This is a genomic window from Pseudonocardia sp. ICBG1034 (assembly GCF_020131375.1).
Taxonomy (GTDB): domain Bacteria; phylum Actinomycetota; class Actinomycetes; order Mycobacteriales; family Pseudonocardiaceae; genus Pseudonocardia; species Pseudonocardia alni.
Genome location: NZ_JAHLEK010000015.1, coordinates 470,371 through 488,070 on the forward strand (window position 1 = coordinate 470,371; position 17,700 = coordinate 488,070).

The following is a 17,700-nucleotide window of genomic DNA, read 5'->3' on the forward strand; positions in this document are numbered from 1 at the left end:
CCCCGCTCAGACGGGGAGGGCGAAGCGGCCGTCGTCGGTCTGCTCGGCCAGGCCGTCGACCAGCAGCGAGTGCAGGCACCGGTCGCGCTGGCCCGCGTCGGACCAGACGGCGTCCAGCGCGGCCCGCTCGACCGGCCCGTGCGCGGTGCGCAGCACGTCCATGAGCTTGCCGCGCACCTGCCGGTCGGTGCCGGCGAAGCCCTGGACCGGCTTGCGCGGGCCGTCGTAGGCGGGCCTGCCGGCCGCCACCCAGGCGCAGCGGGCCGCGACCGGGCAGTCCGCGCAGCGCGGCGAGCGGGCGGTGCAGACGACCGCGCCCAGCTCCATCAGCCCGGCCGAGACGACGGCGGCCTCGGCGTCGTCGTCGGGCAGCAGTGCGTCCACGTCGGCCAGGTCGGCCCGGGTGCGGGCCGGTCCGGCGTCGCCCTGACCGTGCACCGCGCGGGCCACGACCCGGCGGACGTTGGTGTCGACGACGGCGGCGCGCAGCCCGAAGCCGAACGCCGCCACCGCCCGCGCCGTGTAGGAGCCGACACCGGGCAGGGCCTCGAGCGCCTCGACGTCGGAGGGGACGGCGTCGCCGTGCTGGGCGGCGATCGCCGCGGCCGCGTCGTGCAGCCGGATCGCGCGGCGCGGGTAGCCGAGCTTGCCCCAGGCCCGCAGCACGTCCGCGCGCGGCGCGGCGGCCAGCGACGACGGCGCCGGCCAACGCTCCATCCAGTCCCGCCAGACCGGTTCGACCCGGGCGACCGGGGTCTGCTGGAGCATGAACTCGCTGACCAGCACTCCCCACGGCGTGGTCTCCGGGCGCCGCCACGGCAGGTCGCGGGCGTGCGCCCGGAACCACGGGGAGATCAGATCGGCCACCACCGTCCCAGTGTCGCGCGCCCCGGGCCGGGCCCCGGCGACGGCCCCGCCGTGATCGCGGACCGGGCGCCGTCGGCGTCGCCCGGCGACCGTCCCGGGTGCCGGCGCGTGGATCACGGTCCCTACCGCGCCCGCCACCGGGGCGCGCGCCACGACCGGGGCGGTTCCCGTCCGCGGGTGCCGGGCGGGGCCCCGTCGTCGGACGGCGCCGGTCACCCCGGGTCGGTGCGCCACCCGCACGGGGGTCGGGCGATCCGGGGCGCGGACCCCGTCCGGGCCGGTCCGGGGGGCACGCGGGCGGCCGTTCCGCCACCGCGCTCACCCGGTCGGGAGGCGAGGGTCGCCCCGCCGGGTGGACCTCGCCGGACATGTCCGGTCCCGGCGCGGCGGCGGCGACTTCGTGTAACCGGAGATCTACCGTCGGTGACATGCACCCGGTGGGTCCCCTGCCGGCGTCGGTCTACTGGCGCCGGCGCGCGTGCGCGGTCGGCGTCGCGCTGCTCGCGCTCTTCGCGCTGCTGTGGCTCACCACCTGGCTGCTGATCCCGCGGGGCTCCGACGAGCCCGCCGGGACGGCCGCACGGACGACCCCCCAGTCGTCGCAGACCACACCGGACACGGGGACGGCCGCACCCGCGTCGCCCCCGGGGTCCCCGTCCCCGGCATCCCCAGCCCCGGGGACGGGGGCACCCACGTCCGTTCCGCTCCCCGACCCCGCCGCGCCCGGACCCCCACCGGCCGCCGCGGCGGGGACGTCCGCCGGGCCCGCGACCCCGAACGCGGGCCCGGCGGACGAGACGGTCCGCCCCGACGACACACCACGCCCGTCCGTGCAGGTGCCGCAGGCCGCACCCTCCCCGCCGACCGGTCCGGTGCCCTGCACCGACGCGATGATCGAGGTGCGTGCCGAGACCGGGCAGCCGACCTACCCCTCCGGCGCGCGGCCCGAGCTGCGGCTGGTCGTCACCAACGTCTCCGGCCAGCCCTGCGTGCGCGACCTCGACGGCGCCCAGCAGGAGATCGCCGTCTGGAGCGGCGACGGGGCGACCAAGCTCTGGTCGTCCAACGACTGCTCCAACCCGTCGTCGGACGACCTGCGCACCCTGGTGCCCGGCCAGCCGGTGGCCTTCGCCGTGACGTGGACCGGGCTCGCCTCCGAGCCCGGCTGTGCGGGCGAGCGCACCCGGGTGGGCCCGGGCGGCTACCGGGTGCTGGCCCGGCTCGACCGGGTCGTGAGCGAGCCCGCCCCGCTGCTCATGAGCTGAGGCTCAGCGGATGCGGGCCATGATCTCGCGCAGCGACGACGCCTCGGTGATCTGCATCCCGGTCCGCCCGACCTCGGCCCCGGTGGGGACGATCGCCCGGGTGAAGCCCAGCCGTGCGGCCTCCGCGAGGCGCCGGTCCACCCCGTGCACCCGGCGCAGCTCGCCGGCCAGCCCGAGCTCGCCCAGCACGACGAGGTCCGCGGGCAGCGCCGCGTCCCGCTTCGCCGAGACGACCGCCAACGCGATCGCGAGGTCGGCCGCCGGCTCGGTGATCCGCATCCCGCCGACGGTGGCGGTGTAGACCTCGGCGTCGTGCAGCTTGAGCCCGCCCCGCCGTTCGACGACGGCGAGCAGCATCGGCACCCGCGACGAGTCCAGCCCGGTCACCGCCCGGCGCGGGCTCGGGATGTTCGCCCCCGCAACGAGCGCCTGCACCTCGGCCAGCAGCGGCCGTCGCCCGTCCATCACGACGGTCACCGCGGTCCCCGGCTGCACCGCGTCGGCGCCCTGGCCGAACCGGCCGAGGAACAGCCCCGAGGGGTCGGCGAGACCGACGATGCCGGAGTCGCGCAGCTCGAAGCAGCCGACCTCGTCGGCCGGACCGAACCGGTTCTTCACGCCGCGGACCATCCGCAGCGCCGAGTGCTTGTCGCCCTCGAAGTGCAGCACCACGTCGACCAGGTGCTCCAGCACCCGCGGACCCGCGATGCCGCCGTCCTTGGTGACGTGGCCGACGAGCAGCACGGCCAGGCCGCGTTCCTTCGCCAGCGCGGTCAGCCCCACGGTGACGGCGCGGGTCTGGGTCACCCCGCCGGGGCTGCCGTCGACCGAGGCGGTGGACATGGTCTGGATGGAGTCCACCACCAGCAGCGACGGCCGCAGCGCGTCGACGTGGCCGAGCACCGACTCGAGGTCGGACTCGGCGGCGAGGTAGAGCTCGTCGTGGACGCCGCCGGTGCGCTCGGCGCGCAACCGGACCTGGCCCGCGGACTCCTCACCGGAGACGTAGAGGACCCGGGACCGGGCCGCGGCCTGTGCGGCGACCTCCAGGAGCAGCGTGGACTTCCCGACGCCCGGCTCGCCGGCCAGCAGCACCACGGCGCCCGGGACGAGCCCGCCACCGAGGACCCGGTCCAGTTCGTCGACCCCGGTCGGCCGGGCCCGGGCGGAGTCCAGCTCCACCTCGGCGATCCGCCGGGCCGGGGTGCTGGGCGCCCCCGCGACGACGGTCCGGCCGCCCCCGCCGGTGCGCACCGGCTCGACCTGCTCGAGCGACCCCCAGGCCTGGCAGCCCGGACAGCGCCCCACCCACTGCGCCGTGCGGTGGTCGCACTCCGTGCAGCGGTAGCCGCCCGAGCGGGCGGCGCGGGACCGGGGGGTCAGTTGCCGGCGGCGCCGCCGGCGCCGCTGCCCTCGTTGCCGGGCGCGACGGGGGCGCCCTCACCGGCCGGGACCGGGTTCGGCTGGTCCACCGACGGGGCCTCGGCCTGGCCACCGGTCTCGGAGTTGACGCCGGTCTCGGCGCCGTTGGCGCCCTCCTCGCCGTCGGCGAACGACGCGCGCTCCGGGGCGTGGCCGGGGGAACCCTCGACGGTCGGCACGCCGGTCGGGACGGTGAGGGTCACCGAGCCGGCCTTCTCGAACACGAACGTCATCGGGAGCTGCGCGCCGGAGGGGACCGGACGGGTCAGACCCTCGGCGACGAGCTGCACGCGCTTGGCGTTGGTGGGGGCCAGCTGCAGGTTGCCCGGCGAGACCAGCGCGATGTCCTGCGGCATGGTCGCGTCGCCCTGGATCTGCACCGACGCGGCGGCGGGCGAGGTGACCGAGACCAGGCGGTCGGCGACCGATCCGGTGTTGACCAGGGTGGCGACGAGCGGTGCGGCGCCGCCCTGGCGGTAGAGCGCGTCCGGGCCCGCGGGCGTGGTCGGGTAGGCGACCTGGACGTCACGCAGGTCGACCGAGCCGACCGAGGCGTTGGCGCCGTTGACGGCGGCGACCTGCTCTGCGGTCTGCGCGATCTGCCCGGCTCCACAGCCGCTGATCAGCAGGCCGGTCAGGGCGACGGCGCCGGCGACCCCGGCCAGGGTCCGGGCGGAACGGCGGGTGCGGCTCACGGTCGTCGTGTCCTTCCTTGCCGGTGCCCCGAAGTGCCCCCGGCGCACATGCTGGGTCTGTCGGGAGGCAGCCTAGTCGCGCGCTCCGGCGCGTTGCGCGGTCGGGCACCCGGGTGTGACGACCGCGTCCCCGCCGGACGGCGGGGCGGCAGACCCGGTGGTCCGGGACGTGCCGCGGCGGCGACCGGCACGCGGCCGGGCCGGTCCGGATGGGCGCCACGCCCGCGGGGAACACGTTCCTCCGCCGTTGTCAACCCCCTGACCTGCGACGACGGTGAAAGCCGGTCACCGTCCCGCCCGGGCGACGTGTTAATCTGGACCCAGCGAAAGGGGCCAGAGGACACATGGTTTTCAAGGTCGGAGAGACCGTCGTCTACCCGCACCACGGTGCCGCGCTCATCGAGGCGATCGAGACCCGGACGATCAAGGGCGAGGAAGTGCAGTACCTCGTCCTGAAGGTCCAGCAGGGCGATCTGACGGTGCGCATCCCCGCCGACAACGTCGAGGTGGTCGGTGTTCGTGACGTCGTGGGCCAGGAGGGGCTGGATCGGGTCTTCGAGGTGTTGCGCGCGCCGCACACCGAGGAGCCCACGAACTGGTCGCGCCGGTACAAGGCGAACTGGGAGAAGCTCACGTCCGGTGACGTGAACAAGGTCGCCGAGGTCGTCCGCGACCTCTGGCGGCGGGAGAAGGACCGGGGCCTGTCCGCCGGTGAGAAGCGGATGCTGGCCAAGGCGAGGCAGATACTGGTCAGTGAGCTCGCGCTGGCCGAGGGCACCGACGAGGAGCGGGCCGAGGTCCTGCTCGACGAGGTGCTCGCCACCGCGAACGCCTGACCGGCGTGCACGGACCGTCCTCCGGGGCGGGTGTCGTCGTGGTGCTTCCCGCGGCCGGTTCCGGGGTGCGTCTGGGCGCAGGTGTGCCCAAGGCGTTCGTCGGACTGGCCGGGGTTCCCATGCTGGTGCGCGCGGTCGACGGCCTTCTCGCGTCCGACGTCGTCGGGCACGTGGTGGTCGTCGTCCCCGCGGACCAGGTGGACGCCGCCGCCGCGATGCTGCCCGGACGCCCGGCGACCGTCGTCGCCGGCGGTGCCGACCGCACCGCCTCCGTCGCGGCGGGTCTCGCTGCGACCGGGACGGACGCCGAGGTCGTGCTGGTGCACGACGCCGCGCGCCCGCTCACACCACCCGACGTCGTCCGCCGGGTGGTCGACGCCGTGCGCGCGGGCGCGCCCGCGGTCATCCCGGTGCTCCCCGTGGCCGACACGGTCAAGCGGGTCGACGGCGCCGGGACCGTCGTGTCCACCGTGGACCGCTCCGAGCTGCGTGCGGTGCAGACACCGCAGGGGTTCCGCGCGGCCGACCTGCGTCGCGCCCACGCGGGCACACCCGACCCCCGCACCGACGACGCCGGGCTGGTCGAGGCGCTCGGCGACCCGGTCACCACCGTCGCCGGGGACCCGCTCGCGTTCAAGGTCACCACCGCGTGGGACCTGCGCATCGCCGAACTGCTGCTCGCCGGGGCGGGCCGCGTCACCGAGCACGAGGAACACACATGAGGGTCGGGATCGGTACCGACGTGCACCCGGTCGAGCCGGGCCGCGACTGCTGGGTCGCGGGTCTGCTGTGGCCCGGGACCGACGGCTGCGCCGGGCACTCCGACGGCGACGTCGCCGCACACGCCCTGTGCGACGCCCTGCTGTCCGCGGCGGGGCTGGGCGACCTGGGCGCGGTGTTCGGCACCGGCCGTCCGGAGTGGACGGGTGCGAGCGGGGCGACCCTGCTCGCCGAGGTCCGTCGCCTGCTCGCCCGCGACGGCTGGACCGTCGGCAACGCCGCCGTCCAGGTGGTCGGGAACGACCCCAAGATCGGGAAGCGTCGGGCCGAGGCCGAACGGGTGCTCTCGGAGGTGGTCGGCGGCCCGGTGTCGGTGTCCGGCACGACGACCGACGGGCTGGGGCTGACCGGGCGCGGCGAGGGCCGCGCCGCCGTCGCGACGGCGCTGCTGCTGCCCGCGGGCTAGAGACGCCCGGTCCGCTCCTGGATCTGTTCCGGGGTGAGGTCGTCGGCGTGGGCCGCCACCATCCAGGCGTGGCCGAACGGGTCGGCGAGCCGGCCGCCGCGCTGCCCGTAGTCGTGGTCGGTCACCGGGAACAGCACCCGGCCGCCGTGGTCCACCATCGCCGCGGCGACCGCATCCGGGTCGTCGACCTCCAGCGCCAGGATCACCGCGCCGGGGCCGTCCGGGGCCGGGTCGGTGGCGTCGCCGTCCTTGACGGCCCACTCCGCGCCGCCGGCCCGCAGCAGGGCGTGCACCACGGCGCCGGAGCCGTCGGTGTAGCGCTCCACGAGCTGCGCGCCGAACGCGGCGCGGTAGAAGTCGATCGCGGCGTCGGCGTCGTGCACGACCAGCCGCGGGTACATCCGCTGAACAGCCATGGCCGACACCTTGCCCCGTCCGCACCGCCCGTGTAGTGGACGAATCGGAGGCCCGTACCCTGGTGACGTGAGCCTCAGACTTCTCGACTCAGCGACCAGGGAGCAGCGCGCGTTCACGCCGCTGCGGACCGGAGCCGTGTCGATGTACGTCTGTGGGGCGACGGTGCAGGGCCTCCCGCACATCGGTCACGTGCGCTCGGGCCTGAACTACGACGTGCTGCGCCGCTGGCTGGCCCGGTCCGGGTACGACGTCACGCTGGTGCGCAACGTCACCGACATCGACGACAAGATCCTGCGCAAGGCCCAGGCCGCGGGCCGTCCGTGGTGGGAGTGGGCGGCCACGCACGAGCGGGCCTTCACCGCCGCCTACGACGCGCTGGGCTGCCTGCCGCCGTCGGTGGAGCCCCGGGCGACCGGGCACATCACGCAGATGGTCGAGCTGATCGAGCGCCTGATCGAGCGCGGCCACGCCTACGCCGCCGGCGGCGACGTCTACTTCGCGGTGCGCACGATGCCCGACTACGGGTCGCTGTCCGGCCAGCGCGTCGACGACGTGCACCAGGGCGAGGGCGACAGCGGGCACAAGCGCGACGCGCTGGACTTCACGCTGTGGAAGGCCGCCAAGCCCGGCGAGCCGAGCTGGCCCACCCCCTGGGGGAACGGGCGGCCCGGCTGGCACCTGGAGTGCTCGGCGATGGCGACCGCCTACCTCGGCCCGGAGTTCGACATCCACGGCGGCGGCCTGGACCTGGTGTTCCCGCACCACGAGAACGAGCGCGCCCAGAGCCACGCGGCCGGGGACGGGTTCGCCCGGTTCTGGCTGCACAACGCCTGGGTGACCATGGGCGGGGAGAAGATGTCGAAGTCGCTGGGGAACACCCTGGCGATCGAGAACCTGCTCGAGCGGGTCCGCCCGGCCGAGCTGCGCTACTACCTGGTCGGCCCGCACTACCGGTCGGCGATCGAGTACTCCGACGCCGCGCTGGACGAGGCCGTCGCCGCGTACCGGCGGATCGAGTCGTTCGTGCACCGCGTGGGCGAGCGGCACGGCCTGCCCGAGGTCGCCGCCGAGCTGCCCGGCGCGTTCACCGCCGCACTCGACGACGACCTGGGCACCCCGCTCGCGCTCGGCACCGTGCACACCCTGGTGCGCGAGGGCAACACCGCCCTCGACGCCGGGGACGTCACCGGCGCGCTGCGGGCCGCGTCCGCGGTCCGCGCGACGACCGAGGTGCTCGGCCTGGACCCGCTGGCAGCCGGCGGCGTGGCCGAGGAGTCGGGCGACGCCGCCCGTCAGGCACTGGGCACCCTGGTGGAGACGATGCTCGAGCGCCGCCGGGCCGCGCGCGCCGAGCGCGACTTCGCCACCGCGGACCGGCTCCGCGACGAGCTGCTCGCCGCCGGGATCGCCGTCGAGGACGGCGCCGACGGCTCCACCTGGACTCTCAAAGACAACTAGGACTCGTAGAACTCATGGCAGGCAATTCCAAGCGCCGCGGTGCGATCCGTAAGGAAGGCACCAAGAAGGGCATGGTCGTCGGATCCGGCGGCCAGCCCCGGCGCGCACTGAAGGGCAAGGGCCCGACCCCGCCCGGCGAGATGCGACCCGGCCACCCGAAGGCGAGGGCGGCCGCGCGCCGCGCAGCCCAGGACCAGCAGCAGCGCCGACGCCCGGTCGCGGGCCGTCGCGGTGACGGGGAGACCCCGGAGACCGTGCTCGGCCGCAACCCGGTCGTCGAGTGCCTGCGGGCCGGCGTCCCGGCGACGGCGCTGCAGGTGGCCACCGGCATGTCCGCCGACGACCGCGTCACCGAGGCCGTCGCGCTGGCTGCGGAGCGGGGCATCTCCATCCTGGAGGTGCCGCGCAACGACCTCGACCGGATCAGCGGGGGAGCGCTGCACCAGGGCCTCGCCCTGCAGGTGCCGCCGTACGCCTACGCCCACCCCGACGAGGTGCTGGAGGCCGCGTCGCACTCCGGGCGCCCGGCACTGGCCGTCGCCCTGGACGGGGTGACCGACCCGCGCAACCTGGGTGCGGTCGTCCGGTCGGTGGGTGCGTTCGGCGGCCACGGCGTCGTCGTGCCGCAGCGGCGCGCCGCGGGCATGACCGCGGTGGCCTGGCGGACCTCGGCGGGCACCGCGGCCCGGGTCCCGGTCGCGCGCGCGACGAACCTGACCCGCACGCTGCAGGAGTACGCCTCCGCCGGGCTGATGGTCGCCGGTCTGGCCGCCGACGGCGACGTCTCCCTCGACGACTTCGACCTGGCCTCCGGGCCGCTGGTGATCGTCACCGGGTCGGAGGGCAAGGGCCTGTCCCGGCTGGTCCGCGAGACCTGCGACGTGACCGTCTCGATCCCCCTGGCCGGCCGCGTGGAGTCCTTGAACGCCTCGGTCGCCACCGGCGTCGTTCTGGCCGAGGTGGCCCGCCGCCGTCGCGTCGGCCGCTGAGCGGACCCCCTCCCTGCACGAACCGGCCCCTCGTACGAACCTTTCGTACGAGGGGCCCGTTCGTGCGACCGGGGGGTCAGGCGCGGACCGGTCCGCGGCCGCGGAGGCGGCCCACCAGCCGGCACAGCAGGTAGGCGACGAACCCGATGGTCGCCACGTAGGCCGAGATCGGCAGCCCCGGCGCCAGCGACAGGATCGTCCCGCCGACCAGCGCGACCTCCGCGATGACGATCGCGAGGACGGTCGCCAGCAACGGGTTCGCGGTGACCCGGTTCGCCGCGGCGCCGGGCACGATCAGCACCGACAGCACCAGGATCGCCCCGACGATCGGCACGGCCAGTGCCGTCACCAGGCCGATCAGCACGCCGAACACCAGGGTCAGCGCGCGGACGGGCACGCCGCGCGCCAGCGCGACGTCGGGGTCGGTGCTGGCGAACAGCAGCGGCCGGTAGAGCAGCGCCAGGGTCGCGAGAACGACGACGGCGACGACCCCCAGCACCCACAGGTTCTGCTGGTCGACCGACACGATGGAGCCGGTCAGCAGGCCGAACCGGTTGGAGGAGCGGCCGTCGTAGAGGGCCAGGAACAGCACGCCCAGGCCGAGCCCGAACGCCATCACCACGCCGATCGCGGAGTCCCGCTCGCGTTGGCGCAGGCCCAGCACACCGAAGATCACCGCGGCGACGACGGCGCCCACCACCGCCCCCACCCCGACGGCGACGCCGAGCAGCAGCCCGGCCGCGGCCCCGGTGAAGGCCAGCTCGGCGGTGCCGTGCACGGCGAAGGCCATCCCGCGGCTGACGATCAGCGGGGCGAGCAGCCCGGCGACCAGCCCGAGCACCGCGCAGGCGATGAGCGCGTTGCGGACGAACGGGTAGCCCAGCAGCGTGCCGGTGCCGGACAGGTCGAGGATCCGGGCCAGGAACTCGGTCACGCGCCACCCCCGACCGCGACGCCGTGCTCGGCGTGCTCGTCCCGGGTGACCGGGGAGTCCTCGGCCCCGACGACGACCAGCCGGTCGCGGACCCGCAGCACGTCGACGTCGGTGCGGTAGAGCCGCGACAGCGTCTCCGAGGTCATGACCTCGTCGGTGGTGCCGATCGAGAACCGGCCGTCGACGAGGTAGAGGACCCGGTCCACCAGCGGCAGCACCGGGTTGATCTCGTGGGTCACGAACAGCACCGCGGTACCCGCGGCGCGGCGGCGCTCGTCGATCAGCCGGGTCACGATCCGCTGGTGGGACAGGTCCAGGCTGAGCAGGGGCTCGTCGCACAGCAGCACCGCCGGGTCCCCGACGAGTGCCTGCGCGACCCGCAGCCGCTGCTGCTCGCCGCCGGACAGCCGCCCGACGGGGGCGTCGGCGTGCCCGGTGCCGCCGACCTGGGCCAGCGCGCGGTCGACGCGCTCGCGCCGCTCGCGTCGCCGGCCCAGGCCGGGACCGAAGCGGTGCCCGTCGAGCCCGAGGCCGACGAGGTCGCGCCCGCGCAGCGGCAGGTCCGGGTCGAGCGGCTGCTGCTGCGGGACGTAGCCGATCTCGGGGCTGCCGCGCCGCGGAGTGTGTCCGCCGACGGTCACGGTGCCGTCGGAGAGCGGGAGCAGCCCCAGCAGGACGCGCATCAGCGTCGTCTTGCCGGAGCCGTTCGGGCCGAGGACGGCGACGAACTCGCCGGGTGCGACGTCCAGGTCGAGGCCGGACCACAGGGTCCGGTCCCCGAACCGGAGGCCCGCCCCGCGCAGCGACAGCGCGGACTGTTGCGAGGAACCCATGTCAGCGGTTCAGCGCCGCGGAGAGCTCGTCCAGGTTGGCGTTCATCCACTGCACCCAGTCGGTGGTGCCCGCGGGCAGCGTCTCCGACATCTGGACCACCGGGACGCCTGCCTTCTGGGCGGCGTCGCGGACCTGGTCGGTGGTCGGCGAGGTCGTCTGGCTGTTGAGGACCAGCGCGTCGACCGGCGGCTGCGCGGTGAACAGCCCCAGCATCTGCGCGACGACGGCGGCCGGCGGGTCGGTGCCCTCCTCGACGGCCGAGGAGAACTCCTGCGGGGTCGCGTTCGCGATTCCGGCGGCCTGCAGCAGGTAGGCGGGCACCGGCTCGGTGACGGCGACCCGGGCCCCCGGGTGCGCGCGGCCGATCTCGGTGGCCTTCGACGTCAGCTGGGCGACGCCGCCCTCGAGGGTCTGGGCGTTGGTGCGGAAGTACTCCGCGGCGCTCGGGTCGATGCGGCCGAGCTGGTCGGCGAGCTGCTCGGCGACGCGGCCGACCGCGGCCGGGTTGTACCAGACGTGCTCGTTGAACGAGCCGTGCTCGTGCTCGTGCTCGTGGTCCGCCTCGCCCGCGGGCTCGGGGGTGGCCCCGGCGGCGTGGTCGTGGCCGTGGTCGTCGGCGGCGGCCTCCTGGGCCCCCTCGATGCCGGAGACCTCGACGGCGTCCACCAGCGGGGCCTTGTTGCCGGACGCGGCGACGAGGTCGGTCATGAACGCGTCGTAGCCGCCGCCGTTCATGATCAGCAGCTGGGCCTCGCCGACGGTCGCCGCGTTCTGCGGGGTCGGCTCGTAGCCGTGCGGGTCGACGTCGGGGGAGCTGATGACCGACTCGACCCTGGCGTAGTTGCCGCCCACGGCGCGGGCGACCGCGCCCCAGGCGTCGGTGGAGGCGACGATCTTCACCTGCGGGGTGTCGGCGCTGGTGGGGGCGTCGACCTGGCCGGAGCCGCAGGCGGTCAGACCCAGGGCGAGTGCGGCCAGCCCGGCCACGAGCGCGGCCGGGCGGAGCGGGGATCGGGACACGGACGGAACTCCCATCAACATATCGGCATAGATTTATTGGAAATCGTTCTCAGATTCACTCTACCGCTGTACGGGGAGCCGGGAACGCGCGTGGCGTGTGATCCCGTCGTGGCCGGTCGGGGCGGACTTTCACGTGCGTGACCGCGCCGCTACCGTTCGGGGAATGACCGGCCCCCAGCACCCGCGGCGCCCGGCGACGCTCGCGTCGCTGGCCGCCGAGCTCGGGGTCTCCCGGACGACCGTGTCGAATGCCTACAACCGCCCCGACCAGCTGTCCGCGCCGCTGCGCGAGCGCGTCCTGGAGGCGGCCCGGCGGCTCGGCTACCCGGGCCCGGACCCGGTCGCCCGCTCGCTGCGCACCCGGCGTGCCGGAGCGGTGGGCCTGCTGCTGACCGAGGCGCTCAGCTACGCCTTCCGCGACCCGGGCGCCACCGGCTTCCTGGAGGGGCTCGCGCTGGCCTGCGAGAAGGCGGGCACCGGCCTGCTGCTGATCCCGGTCAGCCCCGAGCACTCCGACGTCGACTCCGTCTACCAGGCCGGGGTCGACGGCTTCGTCGTCTACTCGGTCAGCGAGGACGACCCGCACTTCCGGGCCGTCCTGCAGCGCCCGGTGCCGACGGTCGTCTGCGACCAGCCCACCGGGATCACCGGGGTGGACCGCGTCGGCGTCGACGACCGCGCCGGGACCCTCGCGCTCGGGCGGCACCTCGTCGAGCTCGGCCACCGCCGCGTCGGTGTGCTCTGCATGCGCCTGTCCTCGCACCGGCACGACGGCCGGGCCGACGTCGCCCGGCAGGAGGGCAGCTCCTACGCCGTGCAGCGCGAGCGCCTCGCCGGGCTGCGCGCGGCGCTCGCCGAGGCCGGTGTCGACTGGGCCGACGTCCCGGTCATCGAGCGGTTCGAGCACTCCCTCGACGCCGGCGCGGACGGCGCCGCCACCCTGCTGGACTCCCATCCCGGGATCACCGCGCTGGTGTGCACCTCCGACATCCTCGCCCTCGGCGCGCTGCGCGAGGCCCGCGACCGCGGCCTGCGGGTGCCCGAGGACCTCTCGGTCGCCGGGTTCGACGGCGTTCCTGAGGCCGAGCGCGTCGGCCTGACCACGGTCCGCCAGCCGTTCCGGGAGAAGGGCCTCGAGGCCGGACGGCTGCTGCTCGAACGCGGCGACCGCCACGTCCCCGAGCACGTCACGCTCCCGACCGAGCTGATCGTCGGTACGACCACCCGCGGGCTGCGCCAGTCCGGGGAGTTCTTCTCCGGATGGTGAGCCTGACGGGGCTGCGCCGCTACCCGGTCAAGTCCTGCCGGGGCGCGGACGTCGCCCGCGCCGTCGTCGAACGGGCCGGTCTCGCCGGGGACCGGCGCTGGATGCTGGTCCGCGACGACGGCGCCGTGGTCACCGCGCGCACCCACCCGCGGCTCGTGCTCGTCGCGCCCACCCCCGCCGCCGACGGGCTCCGCCTGACCGGACCGGGGCTGCCGCCGCTCACCGTCCCCGTGCCCGACGGCGAGCCGGTGCCGGCCCGCGTGCACCGCTGGGACACCGCGGGCGTCCCGGCCGGCCCGGCGGCCGACGCGTGGTTCTCCGAGCTGCTCGGCGACCCGGTGCGGCTGATCCACCTCGACGACCCGGCCCGGCGCCGTCCCGACCCCGGCTTCTCCCACGACGACGACCGCGTCTCCTACGCCGACGGCTACCCGCTGCTGCTCGCCTCCACCGCCTCGCTGCACGCGCTGGACGCGCTGGTCGCCGACGGCCCGAACGCGGCCGAGGCGCCGCTGCCGATGACCCGGTTCCGGCCGAACGCCGTCGTCGACGGCGCACCGGCCTGGGCCGAGGACGGCTGGCGGCGCATCCGGATCGGCGCCGCGGAGTTCCGGGTGGCCAAGGGCTGCGCGCGCTGCGTGCTCACCACCGTCGACCCGGACACGGCCGTCAAGGGCCGCGAGCCGATGGCGACCCTGGCCCGGCACCGGCGGTTCGACGGCAAGGTGTGGTTCGGGGTCAACCTGATCCCGGACGACCCGGGCGCCGAGATCGCCGTCGGCGACGCGGTCGAGGTGCTCGACGCCGTCGACCCGGCCTGCGGCCCGCCGCGCTGACCCGGACCGGCCACGGTTCCTCCCGCCCCGTCGGTATCGTCGGGTTCGGGTCGCCCGTCCGGGTGGCCGGACCGGGGCGAGGGGGAGGTTGCGCTGAACGACGAGCGCGACCCACGTCGCCGTCCGCCACCACCGCCCCCGGGCCCCGCCGGGCGGCGCCCCCCGATGCCGCCTCCCGCGTCGCGTCCCGGGGCCGGGCCGCCACGTGTCGTGCCGCCCCCGCCTCCCGGACGTCCGCCGGCGGGCGGGCGGCCGGCCCGCGCCGTGCCACCCCCGCCGGCCCCGCGGCCCTCCGCGCCGCCCGACCGCCCCGACGGCCTGCGTCGAGCCCCGCGCCCCGCACCGTCCGACTCCCCGGACGCCCGGCGCCCGATCCCGCGCCCCGTGGCGTCCGACCGCCCGGACGTGCTCCACCCGGCCCAGCGGCCACTGCCCACGCGTCGCGGCGCCCGCCGGACCGGCCCGCCCCCACGCCGAGGTGCGGGCGCGGTACCCCGCCCGGAGTCCGGGCCCGCTCCGCGCCGCCCGATCGGGCCGCAGCTCGCGGCGCTGCGGGACCGGCTGCGCCGGCTGCGGCCGCAGCGGCCCCCGGGGACCCCGCCGCCGTCGACCCGGGCCCGGCTGCGCAGGCTGCTGCGCTGGGCCCTGGTCGCCCAGGCCGTCCCGCTGGTCCTGGTGCTGCTGTTCACCCTGGTCAACCCGCCGTACACGATGTTCCGGCTGTGGAACTTCGGGCCGACCGTGGCGCAGTGGACCGACGCCGAGCACGTGTCGCGCAACTTCCTGATCGTGGTGATGGGGCAGGAGGACCAGCAGTTCCCGGAGCGCACCCTCGCCGTCGACTACGGGATGCAGTGGGCGCGCGTGCAGGCGTACATGGACGGCACCGACGACCCGTCCGGGTCGACGATCACCCAGCAGACGTCGAAGAACCTGTTCCTGTGGGCCGGGCGCTACCCGCCGCTGGAACCGGTGCGCAAGGCTCTGGAGATCCCGCCGGCGGAGACGATGGAGCTCGTCATGTCGAAGCGCCGGATCCTGGAGATCTACGTCAACGTCGCGCAGTTCGCGCCGCGCGTCTACGGCGTCTGCGCCGCCTCCTGGTACTACTTCGGCAAGTCCAGCCGCTCGCTCAGCGTGGACGAGTCCGCCCAGCTCATCGGACTGCTGCCGTCCCCGCTGCACGTCGAACGCGCCCCCGGCGGCGGCATGCGCTTCCTCGGCGACGCCAACGGCAACGGCGTCGCCGACCCCGGCGAACGCGGCTGGATCAGCGCGAAGGGCTACTGGCACGCCCGCGAGCGCGCCCCGCGCTGGTACACCCAGATGGGCGGGCTCGCCGCCACCGAGGGCCTCGGGATCCCCGGCAACGCCTCCGACCTGCCCGCCGCCGACGACCCGTGCCGCGAGCCCCCGGCCGCGCTGGCCGACCTCGACTGAGCTGCCGCGACCCGGTCAGGACCCGGTCAGGACCCACAGCGCAGCGCGGCCAGCCGTTCCAGGACCCCGGCCATCTCCTGCGGGTCGGCGACCCGGAAGCGGGCCGCGGTGGCGCCGTCGCCGACCTTGATGCCGACGTCGCCGTCGCCCAGCACCCGGAACGCGGTCTCGTCGGTGACGTCGTCCCCGGCGAACAGCACCGCGTCCGCGTGCAGGGCCGACCGCAGCGCCTCCACCGCGGAGCCCTTGGTGGTCTCGACGACGGCCAGGTCCAGCACGTCCTTGCCCGCGACGGCGTCGACGCCGTCACCGGCCCACTCGGCGCGGACCCGCTCCAGCAGCGCCGCCCCGGCGGCCGGGTCCATGCCGCGCACGTGCACCGCTCCGCCCGCGGGCTTGGTCTCCAGCCGCGCCCCGGGGGCCCCGTCGACCAGGGTGCGCAGGCCGTCGAGCAGCGCGGTCCGCCTGCGCTCCTGCTCAGGCGTCAGCAGGCCGCCGCGCCCGAGCAGGGCGGCGAGCCCGTCGTCGTACTCGGCGCCGTGGCTGCCCACCAGCCCGACCGGCGGGACGAACCCGGAGACGGTCGCGAGGTCGTCGCGGCCCCGGCCGGACAGCATCACGACGGTCGTCGCGTCGTGCGCCGCGAGGCGCCGGACGGCGTCGGCGGAGGCGGGCAGCGGCCGCGACGCCGACGGGTCGTCGACCAGCGGGGCCAGCACGCCGTCGAAGTCGAGGGCGACGAGCAGCCGCCCCACGCCGGCGAGCTGCTCCAGGGCGGCGTCGGGGCTCACTGCTCGACCCGGATGCCGAGCGCCTCCAGGAACCCGGTGGCCCAGCGGTCGACGTCGTGGTCGAGGACCTGGCGGCGCAGCGTGCGCATCCGCTTGCGCCCCTCCTCGGCGTTCATGGTCAGCGCCGCGTAGAGCGCCTCCTTCACGCCGTCGGTGTCGTGCGGGTTGACCAGCAGGGCGCTGGTCAGCTCGATCGCGGCACCGGCGAACTCGGACAGCACGAGACAGCCGCCGTCGTCGGGGCGGCAGGCGACGTACTCCTTGGCGACGAGGTTCATGCCGTCGCGCAGCGGGGTCACGAGCATGACGTCGGCGGCGAGGAAGAACGCGGCGAGCTCCTCGCGCGGCAGCGACCGGTGCAGGTAGTGCACCGCCGGGTGCCCGACGCGGGCGAACTCGCCGTTGATCCGGCCGACGGCCTGCTCGATGTCGGCGCGCATCTGCTGGTAGTGCTCGACCCGCTCCCGCGACGGCGTCGCCAGCTGGATCATCACCGCGTCGTCGACGGACACCCGCTCCTCCTCGAGGAGCTCGTGGAACGCGCGGAGCCGGACGTCGATGCCCTTGGTGTAGTCGAGCCGGTCGACCCCCAGCACGATCTTCTCCGGGCTCCCGAGCTCCGTCCGGATCTCGGCGGCGCGCTTCTCGACCTCGGGGGTGCGGGCCAGCTCGTCGAGCCGGTGCGAGTCGATCGAGATCGGGAAAGCGCCGAGCCGGATCCGCCGTCCGCCGTGGTGGAGCACCTCGGGGTCGCGGTCGGGGGAGGCCCCGGCGAGCTCCTGGGCGAGCCAGTGGAAGTTGCGGACGCCGCCGTCGGTGTGGAAGCCGACGAGGTCCGCGCCGAGCAGGCCCTCCATGATCCGGGTCCGCCACGGGAGCTGGCGGAACAGCTCCACCGGCGGGAACGGGATGTGCAGGAAGAAGCCGATCCGCAGGTCCGGGCGCAGCTCGCGCAGCTTCCCCGGGACGAGCTGGAGCTGGTAGTCCTGCACCCAGACCGTCGCGCCCTGGGCGGCGACCTTCGCGACCTCCTCGGCGAAGCGCTGGTTCACCGCGGTGTAGGCGCGCCACCAGTGCCGGTGGAACTGCGGCGGCGCGACGACGTCGTGGTAGAGCGGCCAGAGCGTGCCGTTGGAGAAGCCCTCGTAGTAGTCGGTGACCTCCTGCGCGGTCAGCGTCACCGGGAACAGCGACAGGCCGTCCTCGGCGAAGGGCTCGACCTCGGCGTCGGGGACGCCGGGCCAGCCGACCCAGGCACCCTCCCGGGCCCGCAGGGTCGGCTCCAGCGCCGTGACCAGGCCGCCCGGGCTGCGACGCCAGGTGGTGCTGCCGTCCGGATGCCGCTCCAGGTCCACGGGGAGCCTGTTGGCCACCACCACCAGATCCGCTGCGGTCACCGGTTCCCCTGTGGACACATGCCCTCCTCGACGCTCGCCCCGCGGC

The 17,700-nt window shown here is 75.6% G+C and carries 18 protein-coding genes; 9 read left to right on the plus strand and 9 right to left on the minus strand.

The genetic code is table 11. From position 1 onward, the window contains the following. Nucleotides 1-6: 6 nt before the first annotated feature. Complete coding sequence (locus tag KPF22_RS03855) at nucleotides 7-870, minus strand: A/G-specific adenine glycosylase (RefSeq protein WP_208826213.1); 864 nt, start codon at nucleotides 868-870, stop codon at nucleotides 7-9. Nucleotides 871-1,295: 425 nt separating this feature from the next. On the opposite strand from KPF22_RS03855, the gene KPF22_RS03860 reads away from it, so the two are divergent. Then, on the plus strand, nucleotides 1,296-2,132 hold the full coding sequence (locus tag KPF22_RS03860) for a hypothetical protein (RefSeq protein ID WP_224402438.1): 837 nt from the start codon (nucleotides 1,296-1,298) through the stop codon (nucleotides 2,130-2,132). A 3-nt stretch (nucleotides 2,133-2,135) separates the two neighbouring features. Here KPF22_RS03860 and radA read toward each other — a convergent pair whose 3' ends face one another. Both radA and KPF22_RS03870 read right to left on the minus strand, forming a co-directional pair. Continuing rightward, nucleotides 2,136-3,515: a DNA repair protein RadA gene (gene radA / locus KPF22_RS03865; RefSeq protein WP_075309695.1), complete on the minus strand. Its 1,380-nt coding sequence runs from the start codon at nucleotides 3,513-3,515 to the stop codon at nucleotides 2,136-2,138. Continuing rightward, complete coding sequence (locus KPF22_RS03870) at nucleotides 3,512-4,249, minus strand: copper chaperone PCu(A)C (protein WP_224401243.1); 738 nt, start codon at nucleotides 4,247-4,249, stop codon at nucleotides 3,512-3,514. The genes radA and KPF22_RS03870 overlap by 4 nt, the downstream gene beginning before the upstream one ends. Nucleotides 4,250-4,593: 344 nt before the next feature. Between KPF22_RS03870 and KPF22_RS03875 the strand changes: the two genes are divergently transcribed. The 3 genes from KPF22_RS03875 to ispF are packed head-to-tail and all read left to right on the plus strand — an operon-like array spanning nucleotide 4,594 to nucleotide 6,271. Further along, nucleotides 4,594-5,085, plus strand: coding sequence for a CarD family transcriptional regulator (locus KPF22_RS03875; RefSeq protein ID WP_020625956.1), 492 nt, complete (start codon nucleotides 4,594-4,596; stop codon nucleotides 5,083-5,085). A gap of 5 nt (nucleotides 5,086-5,090) precedes the next feature. After that, on the plus strand, nucleotides 5,091-5,807 hold the full coding sequence (ispD, locus tag KPF22_RS03880) for a 2-C-methyl-D-erythritol 4-phosphate cytidylyltransferase (protein WP_224401244.1): 717 nt from the start codon (nucleotides 5,091-5,093) through the stop codon (nucleotides 5,805-5,807). Beyond that, nucleotides 5,804-6,271, plus strand: a complete 468-nt coding sequence (gene ispF, locus KPF22_RS03885; protein ID WP_178375749.1) for a 2-C-methyl-D-erythritol 2,4-cyclodiphosphate synthase — start codon at nucleotides 5,804-5,806, stop codon at nucleotides 6,269-6,271. The genes ispD and ispF overlap by 4 nt, the downstream gene beginning before the upstream one ends. Here ispF and KPF22_RS03890 read toward each other — a convergent pair. Then, nucleotides 6,268-6,687, minus strand: coding sequence for a glyoxalase/bleomycin resistance/extradiol dioxygenase family protein (locus KPF22_RS03890; protein ID WP_224401245.1), 420 nt, complete (start codon nucleotides 6,685-6,687; stop codon nucleotides 6,268-6,270). The two genes, ispF and KPF22_RS03890, sit on opposite strands and share 4 nt — an antisense overlap. Nucleotides 6,688-6,754: 67 nt before the next feature. On the opposite strand from KPF22_RS03890, the gene cysS reads away from it, so the two are divergent. Together cysS and rlmB are read left to right on the plus strand one after the other, a co-directional pair. Then, nucleotides 6,755-8,146, plus strand: a complete 1,392-nt coding sequence (gene cysS / locus KPF22_RS03895; protein ID WP_224401246.1) for a cysteine--tRNA ligase — start codon at nucleotides 6,755-6,757, stop codon at nucleotides 8,144-8,146. Nucleotides 8,147-8,160: 14 nt separating this feature from the next. Continuing rightward, nucleotides 8,161-9,135: a 23S rRNA (guanosine(2251)-2'-O)-methyltransferase RlmB gene (rlmB, locus tag KPF22_RS03900; protein WP_062398410.1), complete on the plus strand. Its 975-nt coding sequence runs from the start codon at nucleotides 8,161-8,163 to the stop codon at nucleotides 9,133-9,135. Nucleotides 9,136-9,211: 76 nt separating this feature from the next. Here rlmB and KPF22_RS03905 read toward each other — a convergent pair whose 3' ends face one another. From KPF22_RS03905 to KPF22_RS03915, 3 genes are read right to left on the minus strand one after another with little or no spacing between them, the layout of a single operon-like run. Beyond that, nucleotides 9,212-10,057, minus strand: a complete 846-nt coding sequence (locus tag KPF22_RS03905) for a metal ABC transporter permease (RefSeq protein WP_178375804.1) — start codon at nucleotides 10,055-10,057, stop codon at nucleotides 9,212-9,214. Nucleotides 10,058-10,065: 8 nt separating this feature from the next. After that, nucleotides 10,066-10,902, minus strand: a complete 837-nt coding sequence (locus tag KPF22_RS03910) for a metal ABC transporter ATP-binding protein (protein ID WP_208826658.1) — start codon at nucleotides 10,900-10,902, stop codon at nucleotides 10,066-10,068. Between the two features lies 1 nt (nucleotide 10,903). Then, nucleotides 10,904-11,923 (minus strand): metal ABC transporter solute-binding protein, Zn/Mn family, encoded by a 1,020-nt coding sequence (locus KPF22_RS03915; RefSeq protein ID WP_224401247.1) that lies wholly within the window; start codon nucleotides 11,921-11,923, stop codon nucleotides 10,904-10,906. Nucleotides 11,924-12,086: 163 nt separating this feature from the next. On the opposite strand from KPF22_RS03915, the gene KPF22_RS03920 reads away from it, so the two are divergent. From KPF22_RS03920 to KPF22_RS03930, 3 genes are all read left to right on the plus strand, one after another. Continuing rightward, a complete protein-coding gene (locus KPF22_RS03920; protein ID WP_208826660.1) occupies nucleotides 12,087-13,190 on the plus strand; it encodes a LacI family DNA-binding transcriptional regulator in 1,104 nt (367 codons plus the stop codon). After that, nucleotides 13,184-14,026: an MOSC domain-containing protein gene (locus KPF22_RS03925; protein WP_224401248.1), complete on the plus strand. Its 843-nt coding sequence runs from the start codon at nucleotides 13,184-13,186 to the stop codon at nucleotides 14,024-14,026. The genes KPF22_RS03920 and KPF22_RS03925 overlap by 7 nt, the downstream gene beginning before the upstream one ends. Nucleotides 14,027-14,410: 384 nt before the next feature. Next, nucleotides 14,411-15,466, plus strand: coding sequence for a transglycosylase domain-containing protein (locus KPF22_RS03930; RefSeq protein ID WP_224401249.1), 1,056 nt, complete (start codon nucleotides 14,411-14,413; stop codon nucleotides 15,464-15,466). A 26-nt stretch (nucleotides 15,467-15,492) separates the two neighbouring features. On the opposite strand, the gene otsB is transcribed toward KPF22_RS03930, so the two are convergent. Beyond that, complete coding sequence (gene otsB / locus KPF22_RS03935) at nucleotides 15,493-16,257, minus strand: trehalose-phosphatase (protein WP_224401250.1); 765 nt, start codon at nucleotides 16,255-16,257, stop codon at nucleotides 15,493-15,495. Next, nucleotides 16,254-17,672 carry a trehalose-6-phosphate synthase gene (locus KPF22_RS03940; RefSeq protein ID WP_208822997.1) on the minus strand — a complete coding sequence of 473 codons (1,419 nt, stop codon included), beginning with the start codon at nucleotides 17,670-17,672 and terminating at the stop codon, nucleotides 16,254-16,256. The genes otsB and KPF22_RS03940 overlap by 4 nt, the downstream gene beginning before the upstream one ends. Nucleotides 17,673-17,700 lie beyond the last annotated feature (28 nt).

Coding starts and splice junctions, on each gene's coding strand:
- KPF22_RS03860 (WP_224402438.1), top strand. CDS start 1,296: ATGCACCCGGTGGGTCCCCTGCCGGCGTCGGTCTACTGGCGCCGGCGC.
- KPF22_RS03875 (WP_020625956.1), top strand. CDS start 4,594: ATGGTTTTCAAGGTCGGAGAGACCGTCGTCTACCCGCACCACGGTGCC.
- ispF (WP_178375749.1), top strand. CDS start 5,804: ATGAGGGTCGGGATCGGTACCGACGTGCACCCGGTCGAGCCGGGCCGC.
- KPF22_RS03890 (WP_224401245.1), bottom strand. CDS start 6,687: ATGGCTGTTCAGCGGATGTACCCGCGGCTGGTCGTGCACGACGCCGAC.
- rlmB (WP_062398410.1), top strand. CDS start 8,161: ATGGCAGGCAATTCCAAGCGCCGCGGTGCGATCCGTAAGGAAGGCACC.
- KPF22_RS03910 (WP_208826658.1), bottom strand. CDS start 10,902: ATGGGTTCCTCGCAACAGTCCGCGCTGTCGCTGCGCGGGGCGGGCCTC.
- KPF22_RS03920 (WP_208826660.1), top strand. CDS start 12,087: ATGACCGGCCCCCAGCACCCGCGGCGCCCGGCGACGCTCGCGTCGCTG.
- KPF22_RS03925 (WP_224401248.1), top strand. CDS start 13,184: ATGGTGAGCCTGACGGGGCTGCGCCGCTACCCGGTCAAGTCCTGCCGG.